This is a genomic window from Streptomyces griseosporeus (assembly GCF_014656055.1).
In the GTDB taxonomy this organism is placed as follows: domain Bacteria; phylum Actinomycetota; class Actinomycetes; order Streptomycetales; family Streptomycetaceae; genus Streptomyces; species Streptomyces griseosporeus.
The window spans coordinates 591,759-610,289 of sequence record NZ_BNBR01000003.1; the positions used below are offsets into that span (position 1 = coordinate 591,759).

Annotated in this window: 10 protein-coding genes; 3 read left to right on the top strand and 7 right to left on the bottom strand. The window is 73.4% G+C overall.

All coding sequences use genetic code 11. The annotated features are described in order from the left end of the window. Positions 1 to 48: 48 nt before the first annotated feature. Positions 49 to 369: a hypothetical protein gene (locus IE308_RS17415; protein WP_190218636.1), complete on the bottom strand. Its 321-nt coding sequence runs from the start codon at positions 367 to 369 to the stop codon at positions 49 to 51. Between the two features lie 163 nt (positions 370 to 532). After that, positions 533 to 2,776 carry an ATP-dependent DNA helicase UvrD2 gene (locus IE308_RS17420; RefSeq protein WP_190218637.1) on the bottom strand — a complete coding sequence of 748 codons (2,244 nt, stop codon included), beginning with the start codon at positions 2,774 to 2,776 and terminating at the stop codon, positions 533 to 535. A 231-nt stretch (positions 2,777 to 3,007) separates the two neighbouring features. Between IE308_RS17420 and IE308_RS17425 the strand changes: the two genes are divergently transcribed. Beyond that, entirely contained in the window at positions 3,008 to 3,250 is a 243-nt protein-coding gene (locus IE308_RS17425) for a mycoredoxin (RefSeq protein ID WP_110630344.1), read from the top strand. 66 nt (positions 3,251 to 3,316) lie between these two features. Here IE308_RS17425 and nudC read toward each other — a convergent pair whose 3' ends face one another. The 5 genes from nudC to IE308_RS17450 all read right to left on the bottom strand — a co-directional run bounded on the left by nudC (position 3,317) and on the right by IE308_RS17450 (position 13,832). After that, positions 3,317 to 4,258 (bottom strand): NAD(+) diphosphatase, encoded by a 942-nt coding sequence (nudC, locus tag IE308_RS17430; RefSeq protein WP_110630342.1) that lies wholly within the window; start codon positions 4,256 to 4,258, stop codon positions 3,317 to 3,319. A 240-nt stretch (positions 4,259 to 4,498) separates the two neighbouring features. Beyond that, on the bottom strand, positions 4,499 to 5,902 hold the full coding sequence (locus IE308_RS17435) for a dipeptidase (RefSeq protein WP_190218638.1): 1,404 nt from the start codon (positions 5,900 to 5,902) through the stop codon (positions 4,499 to 4,501). A gap of 10 nt (positions 5,903 to 5,912) precedes the next feature. After that, positions 5,913 to 9,488 carry an ATP-dependent helicase gene (locus IE308_RS17440; protein ID WP_190218639.1) on the bottom strand — a complete coding sequence of 1,192 codons (3,576 nt, stop codon included), beginning with the start codon at positions 9,486 to 9,488 and terminating at the stop codon, positions 5,913 to 5,915. A gap of 121 nt (positions 9,489 to 9,609) precedes the next feature. Then, entirely contained in the window at positions 9,610 to 13,179 is a 3,570-nt protein-coding gene (locus IE308_RS17445) for an ATP-dependent helicase (RefSeq protein ID WP_190218640.1), read from the bottom strand. A 266-nt stretch (positions 13,180 to 13,445) separates the two neighbouring features. Continuing rightward, a complete protein-coding gene (locus tag IE308_RS17450) occupies positions 13,446 to 13,832 on the bottom strand; it encodes an MGMT family protein (protein WP_110630334.1) in 387 nt (128 codons plus the stop codon). Positions 13,833 to 14,018: 186 nt separating this feature from the next. Here IE308_RS17450 and IE308_RS17455 point away from each other — a divergent pair, with 186 nt between their 5' ends. Both IE308_RS17455 and IE308_RS17460 read left to right on the top strand, forming a co-directional pair. Then, the gene (locus IE308_RS17455) at positions 14,019 to 16,757 is read left to right on the top strand and encodes a lysylphosphatidylglycerol synthase domain-containing protein (RefSeq protein WP_190218641.1); all 2,739 of its coding nucleotides are present in this window, start codon (positions 14,019 to 14,021) and stop codon (positions 16,755 to 16,757) included. A gap of 84 nt (positions 16,758 to 16,841) precedes the next feature. Next, positions 16,842 to 18,386, top strand: a complete 1,545-nt coding sequence (locus IE308_RS17460; RefSeq protein WP_190218642.1) for an alpha/beta hydrolase — start codon at positions 16,842 to 16,844, stop codon at positions 18,384 to 18,386. The last annotated feature ends 145 nt before the right edge of the window (positions 18,387 to 18,531 follow it).

An 18,531-nucleotide genomic window follows, 5' to 3' on the forward strand; every position in this document is an offset into this window, starting at 1 on the left:
ATCCCGGATGGGGTTCCGCGGCCCTGAAGGCGCCGGCCTGATCGACGATCAGGCTGGATCACTCCAGGGTTCTGGCCCACGGAAGGCCCACATCAGGTGGTGCTGCGTCGTCTGCTTCCGGAATCCGGCACCGGCCGCCGTAAAGGCATAGGCCTGCGCCTGTGCCTCTACTGCTTCCAGTGCCTTGGTCGGTCGCTCGTTGCGCTCGCGGACGGGAAGGACCGCGAGGGCAGCGGAGGACGCCGGACGGACGGCACGAATGCCGGACAGACCGGTGCCCAGGTTCGAGGCGCCGAGCATGCACGTGGAGACGGCCGAGCGATCGGTCATTTTGACCGTGCTGGTGAAGCTGGCGTTGATGCTGATCACTGGACTCGCCTCCTCTCGGCGTCTCATGGACCGGGTCACCCGGTCCTGCGGATATGCAAGTACAACACGGAATCAGGGCCTCCGAGAAGGCCGCTGTTCTCGTGCCTAAGAACCTATGGGGATTGCTGGGGCATGCGCAAACTATTTTTTCGACGAGTTGGTTTCAGTGCCCGGACGTCTCTCCTCCGGCCTCGTCGGCGGCGTCGGCCGCGTCCGCGCCGAGGTCACGGCCCGCGCACAGGGCGAGGACGTCGGCTCCGTACCGGTTCAGTTTGCGGGCGCCCACTCCGGGGATGCGGACGAGTTCCCGCTCGTCCTCGGGGACGGCCTCGGCGATCGCGATCAGGGTGCGGTCGGTGAAGACGCAGTAGGCGGGCTGACCGCTGCGCCGCGCCTGCTCCGCCCGCCAGTCGCGCAGCCGCTCGTACAGGCCCTCGTCCATGTCGGAAGGACAGTCCTCGCACCGCATCAGCTTCATCTCGCCGGCGTCGGTGAGGGTGCGCCCGCAGACCCGGCACCGGGCGGGGGTGCGCCGTACCCGGCGCGGCGCGGCGGCCTCCGCCGCACCGACCGCTCTGGCCTGCCCCCGCTCGACCCCGCCGGCACCGCCCGTGCCGCCGCGGCCCGCACCTGGGGCGGAGGAGCCGCGGCGCAGCCCGTCGAGGAAGCGGCTGGGGCGCCGGCTGGGGCGGCCGCCGGGCGAGCGGGACAGGGCCCAGGAGAGGAACAGGCGCTCGCGGGCCCGGGTGACGCCGACGTACAGCAGCCGGCGTTCCTCCTCGATCTGCTCGTCCGTACGCGCGTAGGTGATCGGCATCATGCCCTCGGCGATCCCGACCAGGAACACGGCGTCCCACTCCAGACCCTTGGCCGAGTGCAGGGAGGCGAGGGTGACGCCCTGCACGGTGGGCGCGTGCTGGGCGTTCGCCCGCTCGTCGAGTTCGGCGACCAGGTCGGCGAGGGTCGCCCCGGGCCGGGCGGCGGCGAAGTCCTGCGCGAGGTTCACCAGGGCGGCCAGCGACTCCCATCGTTCCCTGACGGCGCCCGAGCCGGCCGGGGGCTGCGGGGTCCAGCCCTCGCCGGAGAGGACGGCACGCACCTGAGAGGGCAGGTCGACGACGTCGTCGAGCAGGGCGTCGTTGCCGCCGAAGCGGGACGCGGCGCGCAGGGCGACGCCGGCCTTGCGGACCTCCGGGCGGTCGAAGAACCGCTCGGCCCCGCGCAACTGGTAGGGCACGCCGGCGTCGGCGAGGGCCTGCTCGTACGTCTCCGACTGCGCGTTCGTGCGGAACAGGACCGCTATCTCGGCGGCCGGGACGCCCGCGTCGAGCAGTTCCCGGATGCGGCGGGCGGCGCCCTCGGCCTCGGCGGGCTCGTCGGTGTACTCGGTGAAGACCGGCTCGGGTCCGGCGGGGCGCTGGGAGACCAGTTCGAGGCGGTGGTCGGCGGCCCGGCCGCGGGCCTGGGCGAGCAGGCCATTGGCGAGATGGACGACCTGAGGGGTGGAGCGGTAGTCGCGGACCAGCTTGACGACGGTCGCGCCGGGGTGGCGGACGCGGAAGTCGAGGAGGTGGTCGGGGGTCGCGCCGGTGAAGGAGTAGATGGTCTGGCTGGCGTCGCCGACCACGCACAGGTTGTCCCGGTCGCCGAGCCACAGCTCCAGCAGGCGCTGCTGGAGGGGGCTGACGTCCTGGTACTCGTCGACGACGAAGTGCTGGTACTGGGCGCGGACCTGTTCCGCGACGTCCTGCCGGTCCTGGAGGATGCCGACGGTCAGCAGCAGCACGTCCTCGAAGTCGATGACGGCGCGGTCTCGCTTCAGGTCCTCGTAGAGGGAGTAGATCCGGGCGATCTCGGCGGGGTCGCGGGGCGCCTCACGCCCGGCCTTCGCGGCGGCCGGCGCGTAGTCGGCGGGGACGGTCTGGGTGACCTTGGCCCACTCGATCTCCGCGGTGACGTCCCGCAGCTCGCCCCGGTCGAGGCGGAGACGGCAGGCGGCGGCCGCGTCGGCGACGATCTGGACCTTGCGGTCGACGATCCGGGGCATGGAGCCACCGATCGCTTTCGGCCAGAAGTACTGGAGCTGGCGCAGTGCGGCGGAGTGGAAGGTGCGGGCCTGGACGCCGTGCGCCCCGAGCTGGCGCAGGCGGCCGCGCATCTCGCCGGCGGCACGGTTGGTGAAGGTGACGGCGAGCACGCTGGAGGGCTGCAGGACACCCGCGCGGACGCCGTAGGCGATGCGGTGGGTGATGGCCCGGGTCTTGCCCGTACCGGCTCCGGCCAGCACGCATACCGGTCCGTGCAGGGCGGTGGCCACCTCGCGCTGCTCGGGGTCGAGCCCTTCGAGCACCGCGTCGGCCGAGTCCGGTACCTGCGGGAAGAGGGGGGAATGCGTTGCTGCTGTCACATGGCCATGCTGCCAGGTCGCCGGAGACGGGTGCGGCGGTTGTCCACAGGCGGGGGCTCGCAGTCGTACTAATGCGGCAGGCGTCACTTTCTCGCCTGCGACCGACGTCACTTCCAGGCCGTGCGACCGGCGTGATGGCGGTGCCGGGCAGCCCCGGGGAATGGTGGCGCTTTCAAGTATGTTCCCCTGACTGCGAGCACCCGATCCGACCGCCTAAGGAGCGCGAGACACATGCCGGGCACTGTGACGATGTACAGCACCACGTGGTGCGGCTACTGCCGCCGGCTGAAGAGCCAGCTGGACCGCGAGGGCATCGCGTACACCGAGATCAACATCGAGCAGGACCCGGAGTCCGCGGCGTTCGTGGAGAAGGCGAATGGCGGAAACCAGACGGTGCCGACCGTGCTCTTCCCGGACGGCTCCACGCTCACGAATCCGTCGCTGGCTCAGGTGAAGCAGAAGATCGGCGCGTAAGCGGGACAACAGCGAAGGGGGCGTTCCCGTGTCCGGTGCGACACGGGAACGCCCCCTTCGTCGTGCTCACACGCTCCGCGTCGGCAGCGGCTTGCCGTACCACAGCTCGATCAGGCGCGCGGCGATGGAGATGCCGTAGGGCGGCAGCACCTCGCCGGAGTCGAAGGCCGCTCCCAGTTCGTCGCGGGAGAACCAGCGGGCCTCGTGGATCTCGTCGCCGTCGACGTCGATCTCGGTGGAGGTGGCGCGGGCCATGAAGCCCAGCATCAGGCTCGACGGGAACGGCCAGGGCTGGCTGGCGACGTACTCGACCTGCCCGACGGTGACACCGGCCTCCTCGAACACCTCGCGGCGCACCGCCTGCTCGATCGACTCGCCCGGTTCGACGAAGCCGGCCAGCGTGGAGAAGCGGCCTTCGGGCCAGTGGACCTGCCGGCCGAGGAGGATGCGGTCGGCCTCGTCGGTGACGGCCATGATCACCGCGGGGTCGGTCCGCGGGTAGTGCTCGGCGCCACAGGCCGGGCAGCGGCGGATGTGGCCTGCGGCGGCGATCACCGTGCGTTCGCCGCAGCGGGAGCAGAAGCGGTGGGTGCGCTGCCAGTTCTCCAGGCCGACGGCGTGCACCATCAGGCCCGCGTCGCGCGGCGACAGCAGCAGGCCGGCCTCGCGCAGGCCCGCCGGACGGGCCGACTGGTCCATGCGGCCGGGCAGCGCGTCCTTCTGCAGCGCGAAGTAGCTCACGCCGTCCTGGTCGATGCCGAGGAAGTAGCGGTGCGCCTCGGTGAGGGGGGCCTCGAAGGTCGGGGTCATGACGAGTTCGGTCCGGCCGTCGGCTGTCTCGTCGATCAGGACCTGGCCGCCGGAGACCACGAAGACGCGGGTCGTCGGGTGGCTCCATGCCGCCGCGAGCCAGGCCTCGTCGAGCCGGTGGTGGGCGGCCCGGTCGATGCCGCTGGGCGCGGTGAGCGAGATGGGTCGGTCGGCGGTGTGATCGGTCCAGGTGGTCACGGGTGCTTCCAACTCCCCCGGTGGAACGGTTGGTTTCGGCGGCGGTTCGGCGGTGTGGTCGGCGGGAGGCTGCCGGGCCGGGCGGGGCCCGGCACGCGCGCGGTGAGGCCGGGCGGCTGCGGGTCACGGCTCGGCGGGTACGGGCTGCGGCTCGGCGGGTGGAGGCCGCTGCTCGGCGGGTGCGGGACGGCTCTTCCAGTGTGCCCCTGCCCGCGGGGCGCTCCGCGCGGCACGGACGCGTCAGTCCGCATGGCGCCAGGACCCGGCGAGGTCGCCCCACAGGTACGCGCTGGTCTCGACTCCCTTGAACAGCAGGTCCAGCTCGACCTTCTCGTTGGGTGCGTGCCAGCCGTCGGACGGGACGGAGATGCCGAGGAACAGCACCGGGGCGCCGAGGACGTCCTGGAGGTCGGCGGCGGGGCCGGAGCCGCCCTCGCGGGTGTAGCGGACGGGCTGCTCGAAGGCGCGGCCCATGGCGCGGACGACGGACTGCAGCGCCGGGTGGTCCAGCGGTGTCAGGCACGGGCGCGTGGCGCCGCTGAAGGTGATCTCACAGCGGATCCCGGCGGGCACCTGCTCGTCGGCCCAGGCGCGGACGGCCTTCTCGATGTGGCTGGGCTCCTGCCCGGCGACGAGGCGGAAGGACAGCTTCACCATGGCCGAGGATGGGATGATCGTCTTGCTGCCGGGGCCCTGGTAGCCGCCGCCGATGCCGTTGACCTCGGCGGTGGGGCGGGCCCAGATGCGCTCCAGGGTGGTGTGCCCGGCCTCGCCGTGGGTGGCGTACGACTTTGCGGTGCGCAGCCAGCGCTCCTCGTCGAAGGGCAGCTCGGCGAAGAGGGCGCGCTCGCGGTCGGTCAGCTCCACGATGCCGTCGTAGAAGCCGGGGATCGCCACGCGCGCGTGCTCGTCGTGCAGGGCGGCGACCAGGCGGGCGGCGGCGGTTGCCGGGTTGGGCACGGCGCCGCCGAAGGAGCCGGAGTGGATGTCCTGGTCGGGGCCGTACAGGCGGATCTCGCACTCGGCGAGGCCGCGCATGCCGGTGCACACCGTGGGGGTGTCCTCGGACCACATGCCGGTGTCGGAGACGATCACGGCGTCCGCGGCGAGCCGGTCGGCGTGCTGCTCGACCAGGGCGCGGAAGTGCGGCGAGCCGGACTCCTCCTCGCCCTCGATCAGCAGCTTGAGGTTGACGGCGGGGGCGGTGCGGCCGGTGGCGGCGAGGTGGGCGCGGACACCGAGTGTGTGGAAGAACACCTGGCCCTTGTCGTCGGCCGCCCCGCGCGCGTAGAGGCGGTTTCCGCGGACGACGGGCTCGAAGGGCTCGCTGTCCCAGCCGTCCTCGCGGGCGGCGGGCTGGACGTCGTGGTGGCCGTAGACGAGGACGGTGGGCGCCTCCGGGTCGCCGGAGGGCCACTCGGCGTAGACGGCCGGGGCGCCCTCGGTCGGCCAGACCTCGGTGGTGGTGAAGCCGGTCTCCCGGAGTTTGGCGGCGAGCCAGTCGGCGCTGCGGCGCACATCGGGGGCGTGGTCGGGCTGGGCCGATACCGACGGGATGCGCAGCCACTCGGTCAGGTCGTCGAGGAAGGCGGCGCGGTGCTGCTGGATGTACGTACGGACGGCGCTGTCCGGGGTCTGGCTCATGGTGACGAGCCTATCGGCACTCAGTGACATCCTGGCTGGGCGGTTCGTCACACGGGACACCGGCGGGCGTCTCGCCGAGCAGCAGCCGCTCCAGCGCGGCCCGGTCCGGCAGGTCGTCGGGGCGTACGACGTCGCCGGTGCGGACGTACAGGAACGCCGCCGTGACCGACTCCGGCGGCACCCCCTGCTGCTCCGCCCACGCCAGCCGGTACAAGGCGAGCTGGAGCGGGTCGGCGCTGCGAGTGCGGTTGGTCTTCCAGTCGACGATCTCGTACGTCGCCGTCTCGCCGTCGCCCTCCTTGTAGACGGCGTCGATACGGCCTCGTACGACGCGGCCGGCGATGTCGATCTGGAACGGCGCCTCGACCCGGTACGGGGTGCGCCGGGCGTACTCGGTGCGCTCGAAGGCCTCCTTGAGGGCTTCCAGATCGCGTTCGTCGGCGATCTCGGCGTCGCTGCCGGGCAGCTCCTCCGGTTCCAGCAGGGGCAGCGTCAGCGCTTCGAAGCGGGACTCGACCCAGGCGTGGAAGCGGGTGCCGCGGCGCGCGGCGGGCTGCGGGGGGCGCGGCATGGGGCGCGCCAGCTCCTGTGCGAAGCCGTCCGGGTCGGCGGCGAGGCGCAGTAGCTGGGACGCGCTGAGCGAGGCGGGCAGGGGCACCTCCGTGACCGCCTGCCGGGCGCGCAGCAGTTCCCCGGCGAGCGCGTCGAGGTCACGGTCCCAGGAGGCGACGGTGCGGGCCTCCTCCGGGGTGAGCGGATCGGACTCCGGCGCACGGGGGTGTGCGTGCGCCGCGGGACGCTCCGCGCGCGTGCCGGTGTCGTCCGGGGCAGGGGCCTGGTGCGGGACGGTCGGACGGGGACTGAGCTGGTCCGAGAGATGGAGCTCGTCGGCGTACGCGGATTCCTCGCCGTACGGCGGGTCTTCCGGATACGGCACGTCATCCTCGTACGGCGGCTCGTCGTCGTACGACGGGTCGGCGTCGTATGCCGGGTCGTCGTCGTACGGCAGCTCGTCGTCCTCGGGCGGCGTGGGCCAGTCCGGGTCGTCGTAGGTGTCCGGCGCCTGCGCGGCGGGGGGCTCGGCGGCGAGGGCGTCCAGGTGGGCGAGGACCGTCTCGGCGGCGGCGCGGCGGCGGGCCAGGGCCGCCTCGTCCAGGGGCAGCGGCCAGGCCTGGTCGGCGTCGGCCCGGTGCAGGGCGGGGTTCTCCTCGCCCTCTTCCGGTTCGTCGGCCCAGGCCTCGATCTCGCCGTACCCGGCGGCGCAGTGGTCGTACAGGGCGAGCAGGAAGTCGGACGGGCCGCGCGGCTTCTTCTGGCTGGGGCCCCACCAGTGGCCGGAGCCGAGGAGCAGGGAGCGGGGGCGGGTGAAGGTGACGTAGCCGAGGCGGAGTTCCTCGGTGTGCTGGTGGTCCTTCATGGCCTCGTGGAAGGCCTTCAGGCCGCGCGAGTCCCAGGCCTCGACGTCGGGCAGGGTGTCGGCGTCGCCGCGCAGCCCGTGCGGCAGGACCTTGGCCTGCGCGGTCCACTTCTCGCGGCCCTGGCTGCTGGGGAAGGTGCCGGTGACGAGGCCGGGGACGGCGACGACGTCCCACTCCAGGCCCTTGGACTTGTGCGCGGTGAGCACCTTGACGGTGTTCTCGCCGCCGGGGAGGGCGTTGTCGAGGCCCTTCTCGTACTGTGCGGCGGTGCGCAGGAAGGCGAGGAAGGCCAGCAGGGTCGCCTCGTTGTCGCTCGCGGCGAAGGAGGCGGCGACGTCGAGGAAGTTGGACAGGGTCTCGCGGCGGCGGGCGGCCAGGGCGTGTGGGGACGCCGACAGCTCCACCTCAAGACCGGTGACGGCGAGGACGCGGTGCAGGACGTCCATGAGCGGGTCGGCCAGGGAGCGGCGCAGGTCGCGCAGCTCGGCGGCGAGGCGGGCGAACCGCACGCGCGCGTCGGGCGAGAACGGCAGCCCGTCGTCGTCCCCGGTGCCGTCCAGCGGGGTCTCCAGGAAGGTGTCGAGGGCGTCGGCGAGCGAGATCACCTCGGCCGGGTCGACGCCCTCGACGGCGGCGGCGAGCCGGCGGTCGGGGTCGTCGTCGCCGTCCACGCGCGCGTGGGAGACCAGCAGCCGGGCCCGGCGGCCCAGGAGGGCGAGGTCGCGGGGGCCGATGCGCCAGCGGGGGCCGGTGAGCAGGCGGACCAGGGAGGCGTTGGCGCCGGGGTCCTGGAGGACCTCGCAGACGGCGACGAGGTCGGCGACCTCGGGCAGGTGGAGCAGGCCGGACAGGCCGACGACCTCGACAGGGATGTCGCGGGCGACGAGGGCGCCCTGGATCTCGGCGAAGTCGGTGGCCGTGCGGCACAGCACGGCGATCTCGCCGGGGGCCGTGCCGGTGCTGACCAGGTGGGCGATGGAGTCGGCGAGCCAGTCGATCTCCTCGGCGTGGGTGGGCAGCAGGGCGCAGCGCACCAGGCCGTCGCGTTCGGCGCCGGGGGCGGGGCGCAGTGCCTCCACGCCCGCGTGCATGGCGCGCAGCGGTTCGGCGAGACCGTTGGCGAGGTCGAGGAGGCGGCCGCCGCTGCGGCGGTTCTCGCTGAGCGCCTGGCGGGCGGCGGGGCGGCCGTCGGCATGCGCGAAGTGCTCGGGGAAGTCGTCGAGGTTGGCGACGGAGGCGCCGCGCCAGCCGTAGATGGCCTGGCAGGGGTCGCCGACGGCGGTGACGGGGTGGCCGGTGCCGCCGCCGAACAGGCCCGCGAGGAGGATGCGCTGGGCGACGGAGGTGTCCTGGTACTCGTCGAGGAGGACGACGCGGAACTCGTCGCGGAGGATGCGGCCCACCTCGGGCAGCTGGGCGAGCTGCGCGGCGAGGGCGATCTGGTCGCCGAAGTCGAGCAGGTCGCGCTCGCGCTTGGCGGCCCGGTAGCGCACCACCAGTTCGGCGAGTTCGCGGCGGGCGGCGGCCGTCTCGGGAACCTTGCGCAGGTCGGCGTTGGTGAGCTTGGCGCTCTGCAGGCGCAGCAGCAGCTCGGCGTCGTGCGCGCGCAGTGCCTCGGGCCGCACGAGGTGTTCGGCCAGCTCTGCGTCGAGGGCGAGAAGGTCGCTGACGAGGTCGGGGAAGGAGCGGGTGAGGGCCGGGTAGGGGCCGGGGGCCTCGCGCAGGACGCGGGCGGCGAGCTGGAAGCGGCTGGCGTCGGCGAGGAGGCGGGCGGTCGGCTCCAGGCCGATGCGCAGGCCGTGGTCGGTCAGCAGGCGGCCCGCGAAGGCGTGGTAGGTGGAGATCGCCGGTTCGCCGGGCGGGTTGTCCGGGTCGATGACGTCGGGGTCGGTGACGCCCGCCTTGACCAGTGCCTTGCGGACGCGGTCGGCGAGTTCTCCGGCGGCCTTGTTGGTGAAGGTCAGGCCGAGGACCTGTTCGGGGGCGACCTGGCCGGTGCCGACCAGCCAGACCACGCGTGCCGCCATCACTGTGGTCTTGCCGGAGCCGGCTCCGGCCACGATCACCTGCGGGGCGGGCGGCGCGGTGATGCAGGCCGTCTGCTCCGGGGTGAAGGGGATGCCGAGGAGCTCCTTGAGCTGCTCGGGGTCGGTGATACGGGCGGACACATCGGAGAGGCTAGCGGCGGGCACTGACAGTGGCGGTCCGCGTCACCTGTCGGGGTGGGAGATGCGCAGGTCAACGCGGGTGGTGCGGTGCATCACACCTGCGCCCGCTGCCGGGGGCCGCTCACTCGACGACGTGCCGCCCCTCGGGCCGGGCGCTGCACGAGGCCCGGAAGGCGCAGTGGGTGCAGTGCTGGCCCGCGCTCGGCGTGAACCGTTCGTCGAGGACCTTCCCGGCGGCCGTGGCGAGCAGCTCGCCCACCCACTCCCCCTGCAGCGGTTCCTGCGCCTGCACCTTGGGCAGCGTCTCGCCGCCGTCGCGCTTGGGGGCACCCTGCCGCAGCTGGACCAGTTCGGCGCCGCCCGGCTCGGGGCGCATGCCGTCGAAGGCCGCGTCGACGGCACCCTCGCGCACGGCGAGCTGGTAGACGGCGAGCTGCGGGTGGCGCGTCACCTCGGCGGTGCTCGGCGCCTGCTTGCCGGTCTTGAAGTCGACGACGTAGGCGCGGCCGTCGCGGTCGGCCTCGACGCGGTCCATCTGGCCGCGGATGCGCACGGCGTAGTCGCCGGCCTCCAGGGTGACGTCGAAGTCGTGTTCGCTGGCGACGGGGGTGCGGCCGGCGCGGTCCATGACGTGCCACTTCAGGAAGCGCTCCAACGCCACGCGCGCGTGCTGCTTCTCCTGCTGCGACTTCCACGGCGCGTCGAACGCGAGCGCGTTCCACACGGAGTCCAGGCGTTCCATGAGCACGTCGAGGTCGGCCGGGGTGTGGCCGGAGGCGACCTCGTCGGCGAGGACGTGGACGACGTTCCCGAAGCCCTGGGCCGCGGTCGCGGGGGCGTCGGCCTTGACCTCGCGGCCCAGGAACCACTGCAGGGCGCAGGTGTTGGCGAGCTGGTCGAGGGCGCTGCCGGAGAGCACGACGGGCTGGTCGCGGTCGCGCAGCGGCACCTTGGACTCGGTCGGGTCCCACATGCCCCACCAGCGGTAGGGGTGGGCGGACGGCACCAGAGGGCGGCCGTCGTCGTCGGTGAGCGCGGCGAGCCGGGCCAGCCGGCGGGCGGCGGCCTCCCGCAGGGCGGCGGAGGCGCGGGGGTCCACGGTGGTGGCGCGGAGCTCGGCGACGAGCGCGGCGACGGACAGGGGGCGGCGCGGGCGGCCGGTGACGTCCCGGGGCTCGACGCCCAGCTCGGTGAGGAACCGGGAAGGCTGGTCGCCGTCGTCGGCGGGGGCCTTCACGGCGGTGACGACGAGGCGTTCACGCGCGCGTGTGGCGGCGACGTAGAAGAGGCGGCGCTCCTCGGCGAGCAGCGCGCCGGGGGTGAGCGGCTGGGCGAGGCCGTCGCGGCCGATGCGGTCCGCCTCCAGCAGGGAGCCCCGGCGGCGCAGGTCGGGCCACAGGCCCTCCTGGACGCCCGCGACGACGACGAGCCGCCACTCCAGGCCCTTGGAGCGGTGCGCGGTCATCAGGCGGACGGCGTCCGGCCGTACCGCGCGCCGGGTGAGTGTGTCGGCGGCGATGTCCTCGGCCTCGATCTCGGCGAGGAAGTTCAGGGCGCCGCGCCCGCCGGTGCGCTCCTCCGCGCGCGCCGCGGTCGCGAACAGGGCGCATACGGCGTCCAGGTCGCGGTCGGCGTTACGGCCGGCCGCGCCACCGCGCCGGGCTGCGCGCTCCAGACGCGCGGGCCACGGGGTGCCCTCCCACAGGTCCCACAGTGCCTCCTCGGCGGTGCCGCCGCCCGCGAGGCGCTCCCGGGCCTTGCGCAGCAGCGCGCCGAGACGCTGCGCACCGCGCGCGTACGCCGGGTCGTGCACCGCCAGCCGCTCCGGTTCCGCCAGCGCGCGGGCCAGCAGCTCGTCCGAAGGCGCCGGCAGCGGGTTGCCGGCGGCCCGCTCCTCCTCGCGCAGGGCCCGCCCGAGACGCCGCAGATCGGCGGCGTCCATGCCGGCAAGGGGGGAGGTGAGGAGGGTCAGGGCGGTTTCGGTGTCGAGCCAGCAGGGGGTGGTGTCGGGGTTGTCGGGCGGGGTGTCGTCGTCGTGCGGGAGGTCTTCGCGAGGCGCGTCGTCGTGCCGGGCTCCGTCGCCCGGCGCGTCGTCCCGCACGGCGTCGTGCGGGCGGTCGCCTCGAGGCGCGTCGTCGTCCCGGGCCTCGTCCCCCGGCGCGTCGTCCCGGACCGCGTCGTGCAGGTGGCTGTCCCGAGGCGCGTCGTCGTGCCCGGCTTCGTCCCGCGGCGCGTCGTCCCGCACGGCGTCGTCCAGCTCGGCGTCGTCCCCGACGGCGTCCCCCGACCGCTCCGCCGCCTCCGCCGTCGCGACCGCGCGGAGGGCCGTCAGCAGCGGTGCCACCGCCGGCTCGTGGCGCAGTGGCAGGTCGTCGCCGTCGATGTCCAGGGGGACGCCCGCCGCGGTGAGCGCGCGACGGACCGTCGGGATCGTGCGGGAGCCGGCGCGCACCAGGACGGCCATGTCGCTCCACGGGACGCCGTCCTCCAGGTGTGCCCGGCGGAGGATGTCGGCGATGTTGTCCAGCTCGGTGCCGGGCGTCGGGTAGGTGTACACCTCGACGCGTCCCCCGTCGCGGACGGGGGTGAGGTCGCGGTGGGCGCGGACCTTCTCGGCCGGGAGCCGGGTCAGCGGCATGCGCTGGGTGAGCAGCCGGGTGGCGGCGAGCAGGGCGGCGGAGGAGCGCCGCGAGACGCGCAGGACCTCGACGGGGGCGGGGCGGCCGTCCGGGCGCGGGAAGGTCTGCGGGAAGTCGAGGATGCCGTTCACGTCGGCGCCGCGGAAGGCGTAGATCGACTGGTCGGGGTCGCCGAAGGCGACGAGGGTGCGGCCGCCACCGGCCAGGGCGCGCAGCAGCCGGACCTGGGCGGGGTCGGTGTCCTGGTACTCGTCGACGTACACCGCGTCGTACTGCTCGGCGAGCCGGGCGGCGGCCTCGGGGCGGCCGGCGAGCAGCACCGCGCGGTGGACCAGTTCGGCGTAGTCGAGGACGCCCTGCAGGTCGAGGACGTCGAGGTACTCGGCAAGGAAGGCCGCCGCGGCGCCCCAGTCGGGCCGTCCGATGCGGCGGGCGAAGGCAGCCAGGGCGTCCGGGCCGAGGCCCAGCTCGCGGCTGCGGGCGAGGACGGCGCGCACCTCGTCGGCGAAGCCTCGGGTGGTCAGGCAGGCACGCAGTTCGTCGGGCCAGCGCACGTGCGCGAGGCCGAGCCGCTCCAGGTCGACCTGCCCGGCGAGCAGCTCGCGGACGGTGACGTCCTGCTCGGGTCCGGACAGCAGCCGCAGGGGCTCGGCGAACAGCGTGCTGTCCTGGTGGGCGCGGACCAGGGCGTAGCAGAAGGAGTGGAAGGTGGTCGCCTGGGGGGCGCGGGCCGCGCCCATGCGCAGTGCCATGCGGTCGCGCAGTTCCACGGCGGCCTTGCGGCTGAACGTCAGCACGAGGATCCGCGCGGGATCCCCGCCCCGGGCGATGCGGGCCGCCACGGACTCGACCAGCGTGGTGGTCTTGCCGGTGCCCGGACCTGCGAGGACGAGCAGGGGGCCGGTGGTGTGGTCAACCACCGCACGCTGGGCGGCGTCCAGACGAGGGGGATGCACACGGGCCGGCGGGGTACGGACCAGTCGGTAAGCGCCACGGTTCCCCTGCCGCACCTGGGGGTGCGGAAGGCGCCTGGTGGAGGAAGAGGAGCTCACGTGGTTCGCCGGTCCTGGTGGGTGTACTGGTGGCAGCTCCGCCGCGCGTGCCGAGGGGTGGCGGCGGGATGAAGGGGGCGTGCGCGGCCGACGCTACGCCGGGGGTCGGTGCGGAAGCAGGGCTTCCTCTTCTTCCCTCCCGGCGCTCGGGCCACGACGGCCACGACGGTCCCTTGCCTCACGAACGTACGTCATCGTCCGCACGTGCCCCGATTCCCCCGTCCGGATCACATGTCGCACAGGGATGCGGACGATGTCGGAAGCTGTCAGGTGTGACCCTGTGCGTGCCCGCCGCCGTCCCACCGAGCCCGCCGCATGTCCAGCCGCGGCAGATGCCCCTCGGTGGCCCGTCCGGCCTCCTTCAGGGGCGTGCCCTCTTCGCGGTAGTGACCGAGGGCGCGCAGTTCGTGGCCGGGGAGCAGCACGCCGTCCGCGCGGACGACACGCCACCACGGCACGGCACCGCCGTAGAGGGCCATCACCCGGCCGACCTGCCGCGGCCCTCCCTCCCCCAGCCACTCGGCGACGTCCCCGTAGGTCAGGACACGCCCGGGCGGAATGGCTTCGGCGACCTCCAGCACCCGCTCGGCGTACTCCGGCAGCGCGTCGGCGTACTCCGCGGGGGCCTCCTCCGGAAGGCTCTGCTCGCTCATTCGTCCCATCCTGCACCACCCCACCGACACTGCGACGGGCCCGGCACGGTGCGTGACCCTCGCCCTCGCGCGGCGCTTCCGGCAGACTGTGCGCCCCCGCATTTGCACCCTGATGCCCCCGTGTGTCGGTGCGGCATGCCACCATCGTGCGGGCGGTGACCGGTGATACGAGATCAAGAAGAGACGATGAAGCAGCAGGGTGTGCACCCCGGGGACGCGGAGGGCACCTCTGACGCTGCGTCGCGCCCGGGCACCGACGGCCGGGGCGGCTCCGACCGGGACAGCCCCGGTGACCAGGGCCGCGACGAGACCGAAGCGCGTGACGTGACCCACATCGACGAGGTGGAGGGCGACGAACCGCTGCTCCCCGCGCGCGTGCACCGCCCGTCCGACCTGATGCGGCTGCTGGTGGGGCTGCTGGCCATCGTCGTGCTCCTGGGCATCGCCGCGTTCGCGCACGGCACGACCTCGGGTCTCGAACAGGACATCAACAAGGGCACCGGTCAGGCACCCGACCTGCTCATCAAGATCGCGGGGCTCGCGTCTAGCATCGCCATCCTGCTGGTGCCGGTGGCGTTCGCGATCGAGCGGCTGATCAAGCGGGACGGGCTGCGCATCGCCGACGGCGTGCTCGCCGCCGTCCTCGCCCACGGAGTGACGCTCGCCACCGACCTGTGGGTGGCCAAGGGCGCCCCCGACTCGATCCAGGAGGCGCTCACCCAGCCCTCCCCCGGCGATGTCCACGCGCTGACCGACCCGGTGCACGGCTATCTGGCGCCGGTGATCGCGTACATGACGGCCGTCGGCATGTCGCGCAGACCGCGCTGGCGGGCCGTGCTGTGGATCGTGCTGCTGCTGGACGCCTTCTCCATGCTGGTCACCGGCTACACGACCCCGTTCTCGATCATCCTCACGGTGCTCATCGGCTGGTCGGTGGCGTACGGGACGCTCTACGCGGTCGGCTCGCCCAACGTCCGCCCCACGGGCCGGACGCTGATGGCGGGGCTACGGACGGTCGGCTTCCGCCCGGTCAGCGCGGCCCGCGAGGACGCCGCTGAGGCCGCCGAGACCACCGACCGCGGGCGGCGCTACTTCGTCACCCTGGAGGACGGCCCCCCGCTCGACGTGACCGTCGTCGACCGTGAGCAGCAGGCCCAGGGGTTCTTCTACCGCGCGTGGCGCAATCTCACCCTGCGCGGCTTCGCCACCCGCAGCAGCCTGCAGTCGCTGCGCCAGGCCCTGGAGCAGGAGGCGCTGCTCGCCTACGCGGCGATCGCCGCCGGCGCCAACGCGCCCAAGCTGATCGCCACCTCCGAGCTGGGCCCGGACGCCGTGATGCTGGTCTACGAGCACACCGGCGGACGCACCCTGGACTCGCTGGCGGACGAGGAGATCACCGACGAGCTGCTGCGCAGCACCTGGGAGCAGGTGCGGGCGCTGCAGTCGCGTCGTATCGCGCACCGCAGGCTGGCCGGTGACGCGATTCTGGTGGATCGTTCCGGCAAGGTGATCCTGACCGACCTGCGCGGCGGGGAGATCGCGGCCGGTGATCTGCTGCTGCGCATGGACGTCGCCCAGCTGGTGACGACCCTCGCCCTGCGGGCGGGCGCCGAGCGCGCGGTGGCCTCGGCCGTCGGCGTGCTCGGTCCCGACGCCGTCGCCGGCTGTCTGCCGATGCTGCAGCCGATCGCGCTGACCCGCTCCACGCGCGCGACGCTGCGCAGACTGGCCCGGGAACGCGCCCAGCGGGAGCGAGAAGCGGTCCTGGAGGCCTCCCGGCAGGCCAAGCTGGCCCGCGTGGAGGCCGCCGACGGCGAGGTGGACGCCGTATCGGAGAAGGCCGACAAGAAGGCCGTACGGGCCGAGGCGCGGGCTGAGAAGCGGGCCATCGACGAGGCCGTGGAGGAGGCGCGCGAGGAGGATCTGCTGACGCAGATCCGGCACGAGGTGCTGCGGATCCGCCCGCAGGCCCCGGTCGAGCCCGCCCGCCTGGAGCGGGTGCGTCCGCGCACGCTGATCAGCTTCATCGCCGGCGCCATCGGTGCCTACTTCCTGCTGACGCAGCTCACCCACATCGAGTTCGGCCCGCTCGTCGCCAACGCGGAGTGGGGCTGGGTCGCGGCCGCGGTGCTGTTCTCCGCGCTCAGCTACGTCGCCGCGGCGATGAGCCTGCTGGGGTTCGTGCCGGAGCGGGTGCCGTTCCCGCGGACGGTCGCCGCCCAGGTCGCCGGGTCGTTCGTGAAGATCGTGGCGCCCGCCGCGGTCGGCGGCGTCGCGCTCAACACCCGCTTCCTCCAGCGCGCCGGCGTACGCCCCGGGCTCGCGGTGGCCAGCGTCGGCGCCTCGCAGCTGTTCGGGCTCGGCTGCCACATCCTGATGCTGCTGTCCTTCGGCTACCTCACCGGCACCGAGAAGACACCGTCGCTGTCGCCGTCCCGCACGGTCATCGCGGGTCTGCTGACGGTGGCGGTGCTCGTGCTGGTGGTCACCTCGGTGCCGTTCCTGCGGAAATTCGTCTCCACGCGCGTGCGCTCGCTGTTCGCGGGGGTCGTGCCGCGCATGCTGGACGTGCTCCAGCGGCCGCAGAAGCTGGTCACCGGCATCGGCGGCATGCTGCTGCTGACGGCCTGCTTCGTGATGTGCCTGGACGCCTCCATCCGCGCCTTCGGCGATCCGTCCCAGTCGATCAGCATCGCCAGCGTCGCCGTCGTCTTCCTCGCGGGCAACGCGCTCGGATCCGCCGCGCCGACCCCGGGCGGCGTGGGCGCCGTCGAGGCGACCCTGACCGTCGGCCTGATCGCCGTCGGACTGCCCAAGGAGGTCGCCGCCCCGGCCGTCCTGCTGTTCCGGCTGCTGACGCTGTGGCTGCCCGTCCTGCCGGGCTGGCTCGCGTTCAACCAGCTGACCCGCAAGGGTGCGCTCTAGGCGGCCTCCCATCGAGCTGGGCCGCCGTAGCCCGGACGGCCCGCGTCCCGCGCGCGTGAGCGGGCGCGACCGCACGATGGGAGTATGCCCAACCCCTCCCGGCTGCGCGCCGCTGCCCTGACCACCGCCGTCCTGCTGTCGTCCGTCCTGGCGGGATGCGGCGACGGCGGCAAGGACGACGAGGACCTGACGGCCCAGAAGCTGAGCTGGGAGGACTGTCCGGCCCCCTCGGCGGCGGAGGGCGGGGGTGCGGCGCCGTCGCCGCTGCCGAACGGCGGGGACTGGCAGTGCGCCACCATGAAGGCGCCACTGGACTGGAGCGATCCAAAGGGCGACACGATCGACCTGGCGCTGATCCGGGCGAAGGCCAGCGGTGACGAGAGCAAGCGCATCGGCTCGCTCATCTTCAACTTCGGCGGGCCCGGCGGTTCGGGCGTCACCACACTGCCCGCCTTCGGCGAGGACTACGCGGCCCTGCGCACCCGCTACGACCTGGTCAGCTTCGACCCGCGCGGCGTCGGCCGCAGCGCGCCCGTGGAGTGCGAGAGCGACCAGCAGCTCGACGCCTACTTCCAGCAGGACGCCACCCCGGACGACTCCGCCGAGCGCACCAAGCTGCTGGACAACACCCGCCAGTTCAACGCGGCCTGCGAGAAGAACTCCAAGCGGATCCTGCCGCATGTGCGCACCACCGACGCCGCCCGCGACCTGGACCTGATGCGCGAGGTCCTCGGCGACCACAAGCTGTATTACTTCGGCATCTCCTACGGCACCGAACTCGGCGGCGTCTACGCGCACCTGTTCCCGAAGAACGTCGGCCGGGCCGTCTTCGACGCGGTGGTCGACCCGATGCAGAACCCGGAGCAGGGCTCGCTGGGCCAGGCGAAGGGGTTCCAGCTGGCGCTCGACAACTTCGCCGAGGACTGCACGTCGAAGGAGGAGCTCTGCCCCGTCGGCGACTCCCCGCAGGACGTCAAGGACCGCATCGCCCAGTTGCTGAAGGACCTCGACCGCACGCCCATCCCGGGGATCTTCCCCCGCCAGCTGACCCAGACCGCCGCGACCAACGGCATCGCGCAGGCCCTGTACTCGAAGGAGTTCTGGCAGTACCTCACCGAGGGGCTGCAGGAGGCCTACGACGGCGACGGCAGGATCCTGATGTCGCTGTCGGACTCCATGAACGGCCGCAACGACAACGGCGAGTACAGCAACATCGCGGCCGCCAATGTCTCCATCAACTGCGCCGACGACAGGCCCCGCTACAACGCCGACTACGTCGAGCGGAAGCTGCCGGAGTTCCGGGCCGCCTCACCGCTGTTCGGCGACTTCCTCGCCTGGGGCATGGTGAGCTGCACGGACTGGGCCGTCCCCGGTGCCGCCGACCACCCCGACGTGAGCGCCCCGGGCGCCGCGCCGATCCTCGTGGTCGGCAACACCGGGGATCCGGCCACGCCGTACGAGGGGGCGCGCCGGATGGTGGAGGCGCTCGGCAAGGGGGTCGGGGTGGAGCTGACGTACAAGGGGCAGGGGCACGGCTCGTACGACAGCAAGAACAAGTGTGTGCAGGGTGCGGTGAACGGCTACCTGCTGAACGGGAAGGTGCCGGCGGCCGGGACCGTCTGCACCTGACGCCACCGGGCGGCGCTGCACCGCGAAGCCTCCGCCACCGGGGCAAACCCGCTGTTCAGAGGGTTATCCACAGGCTCGGGCGGGGCGGCTGCGGTCGGCCTACTATGGCTTGACCGCCGTCCGATGCCCGATGCGGACGGCTCAC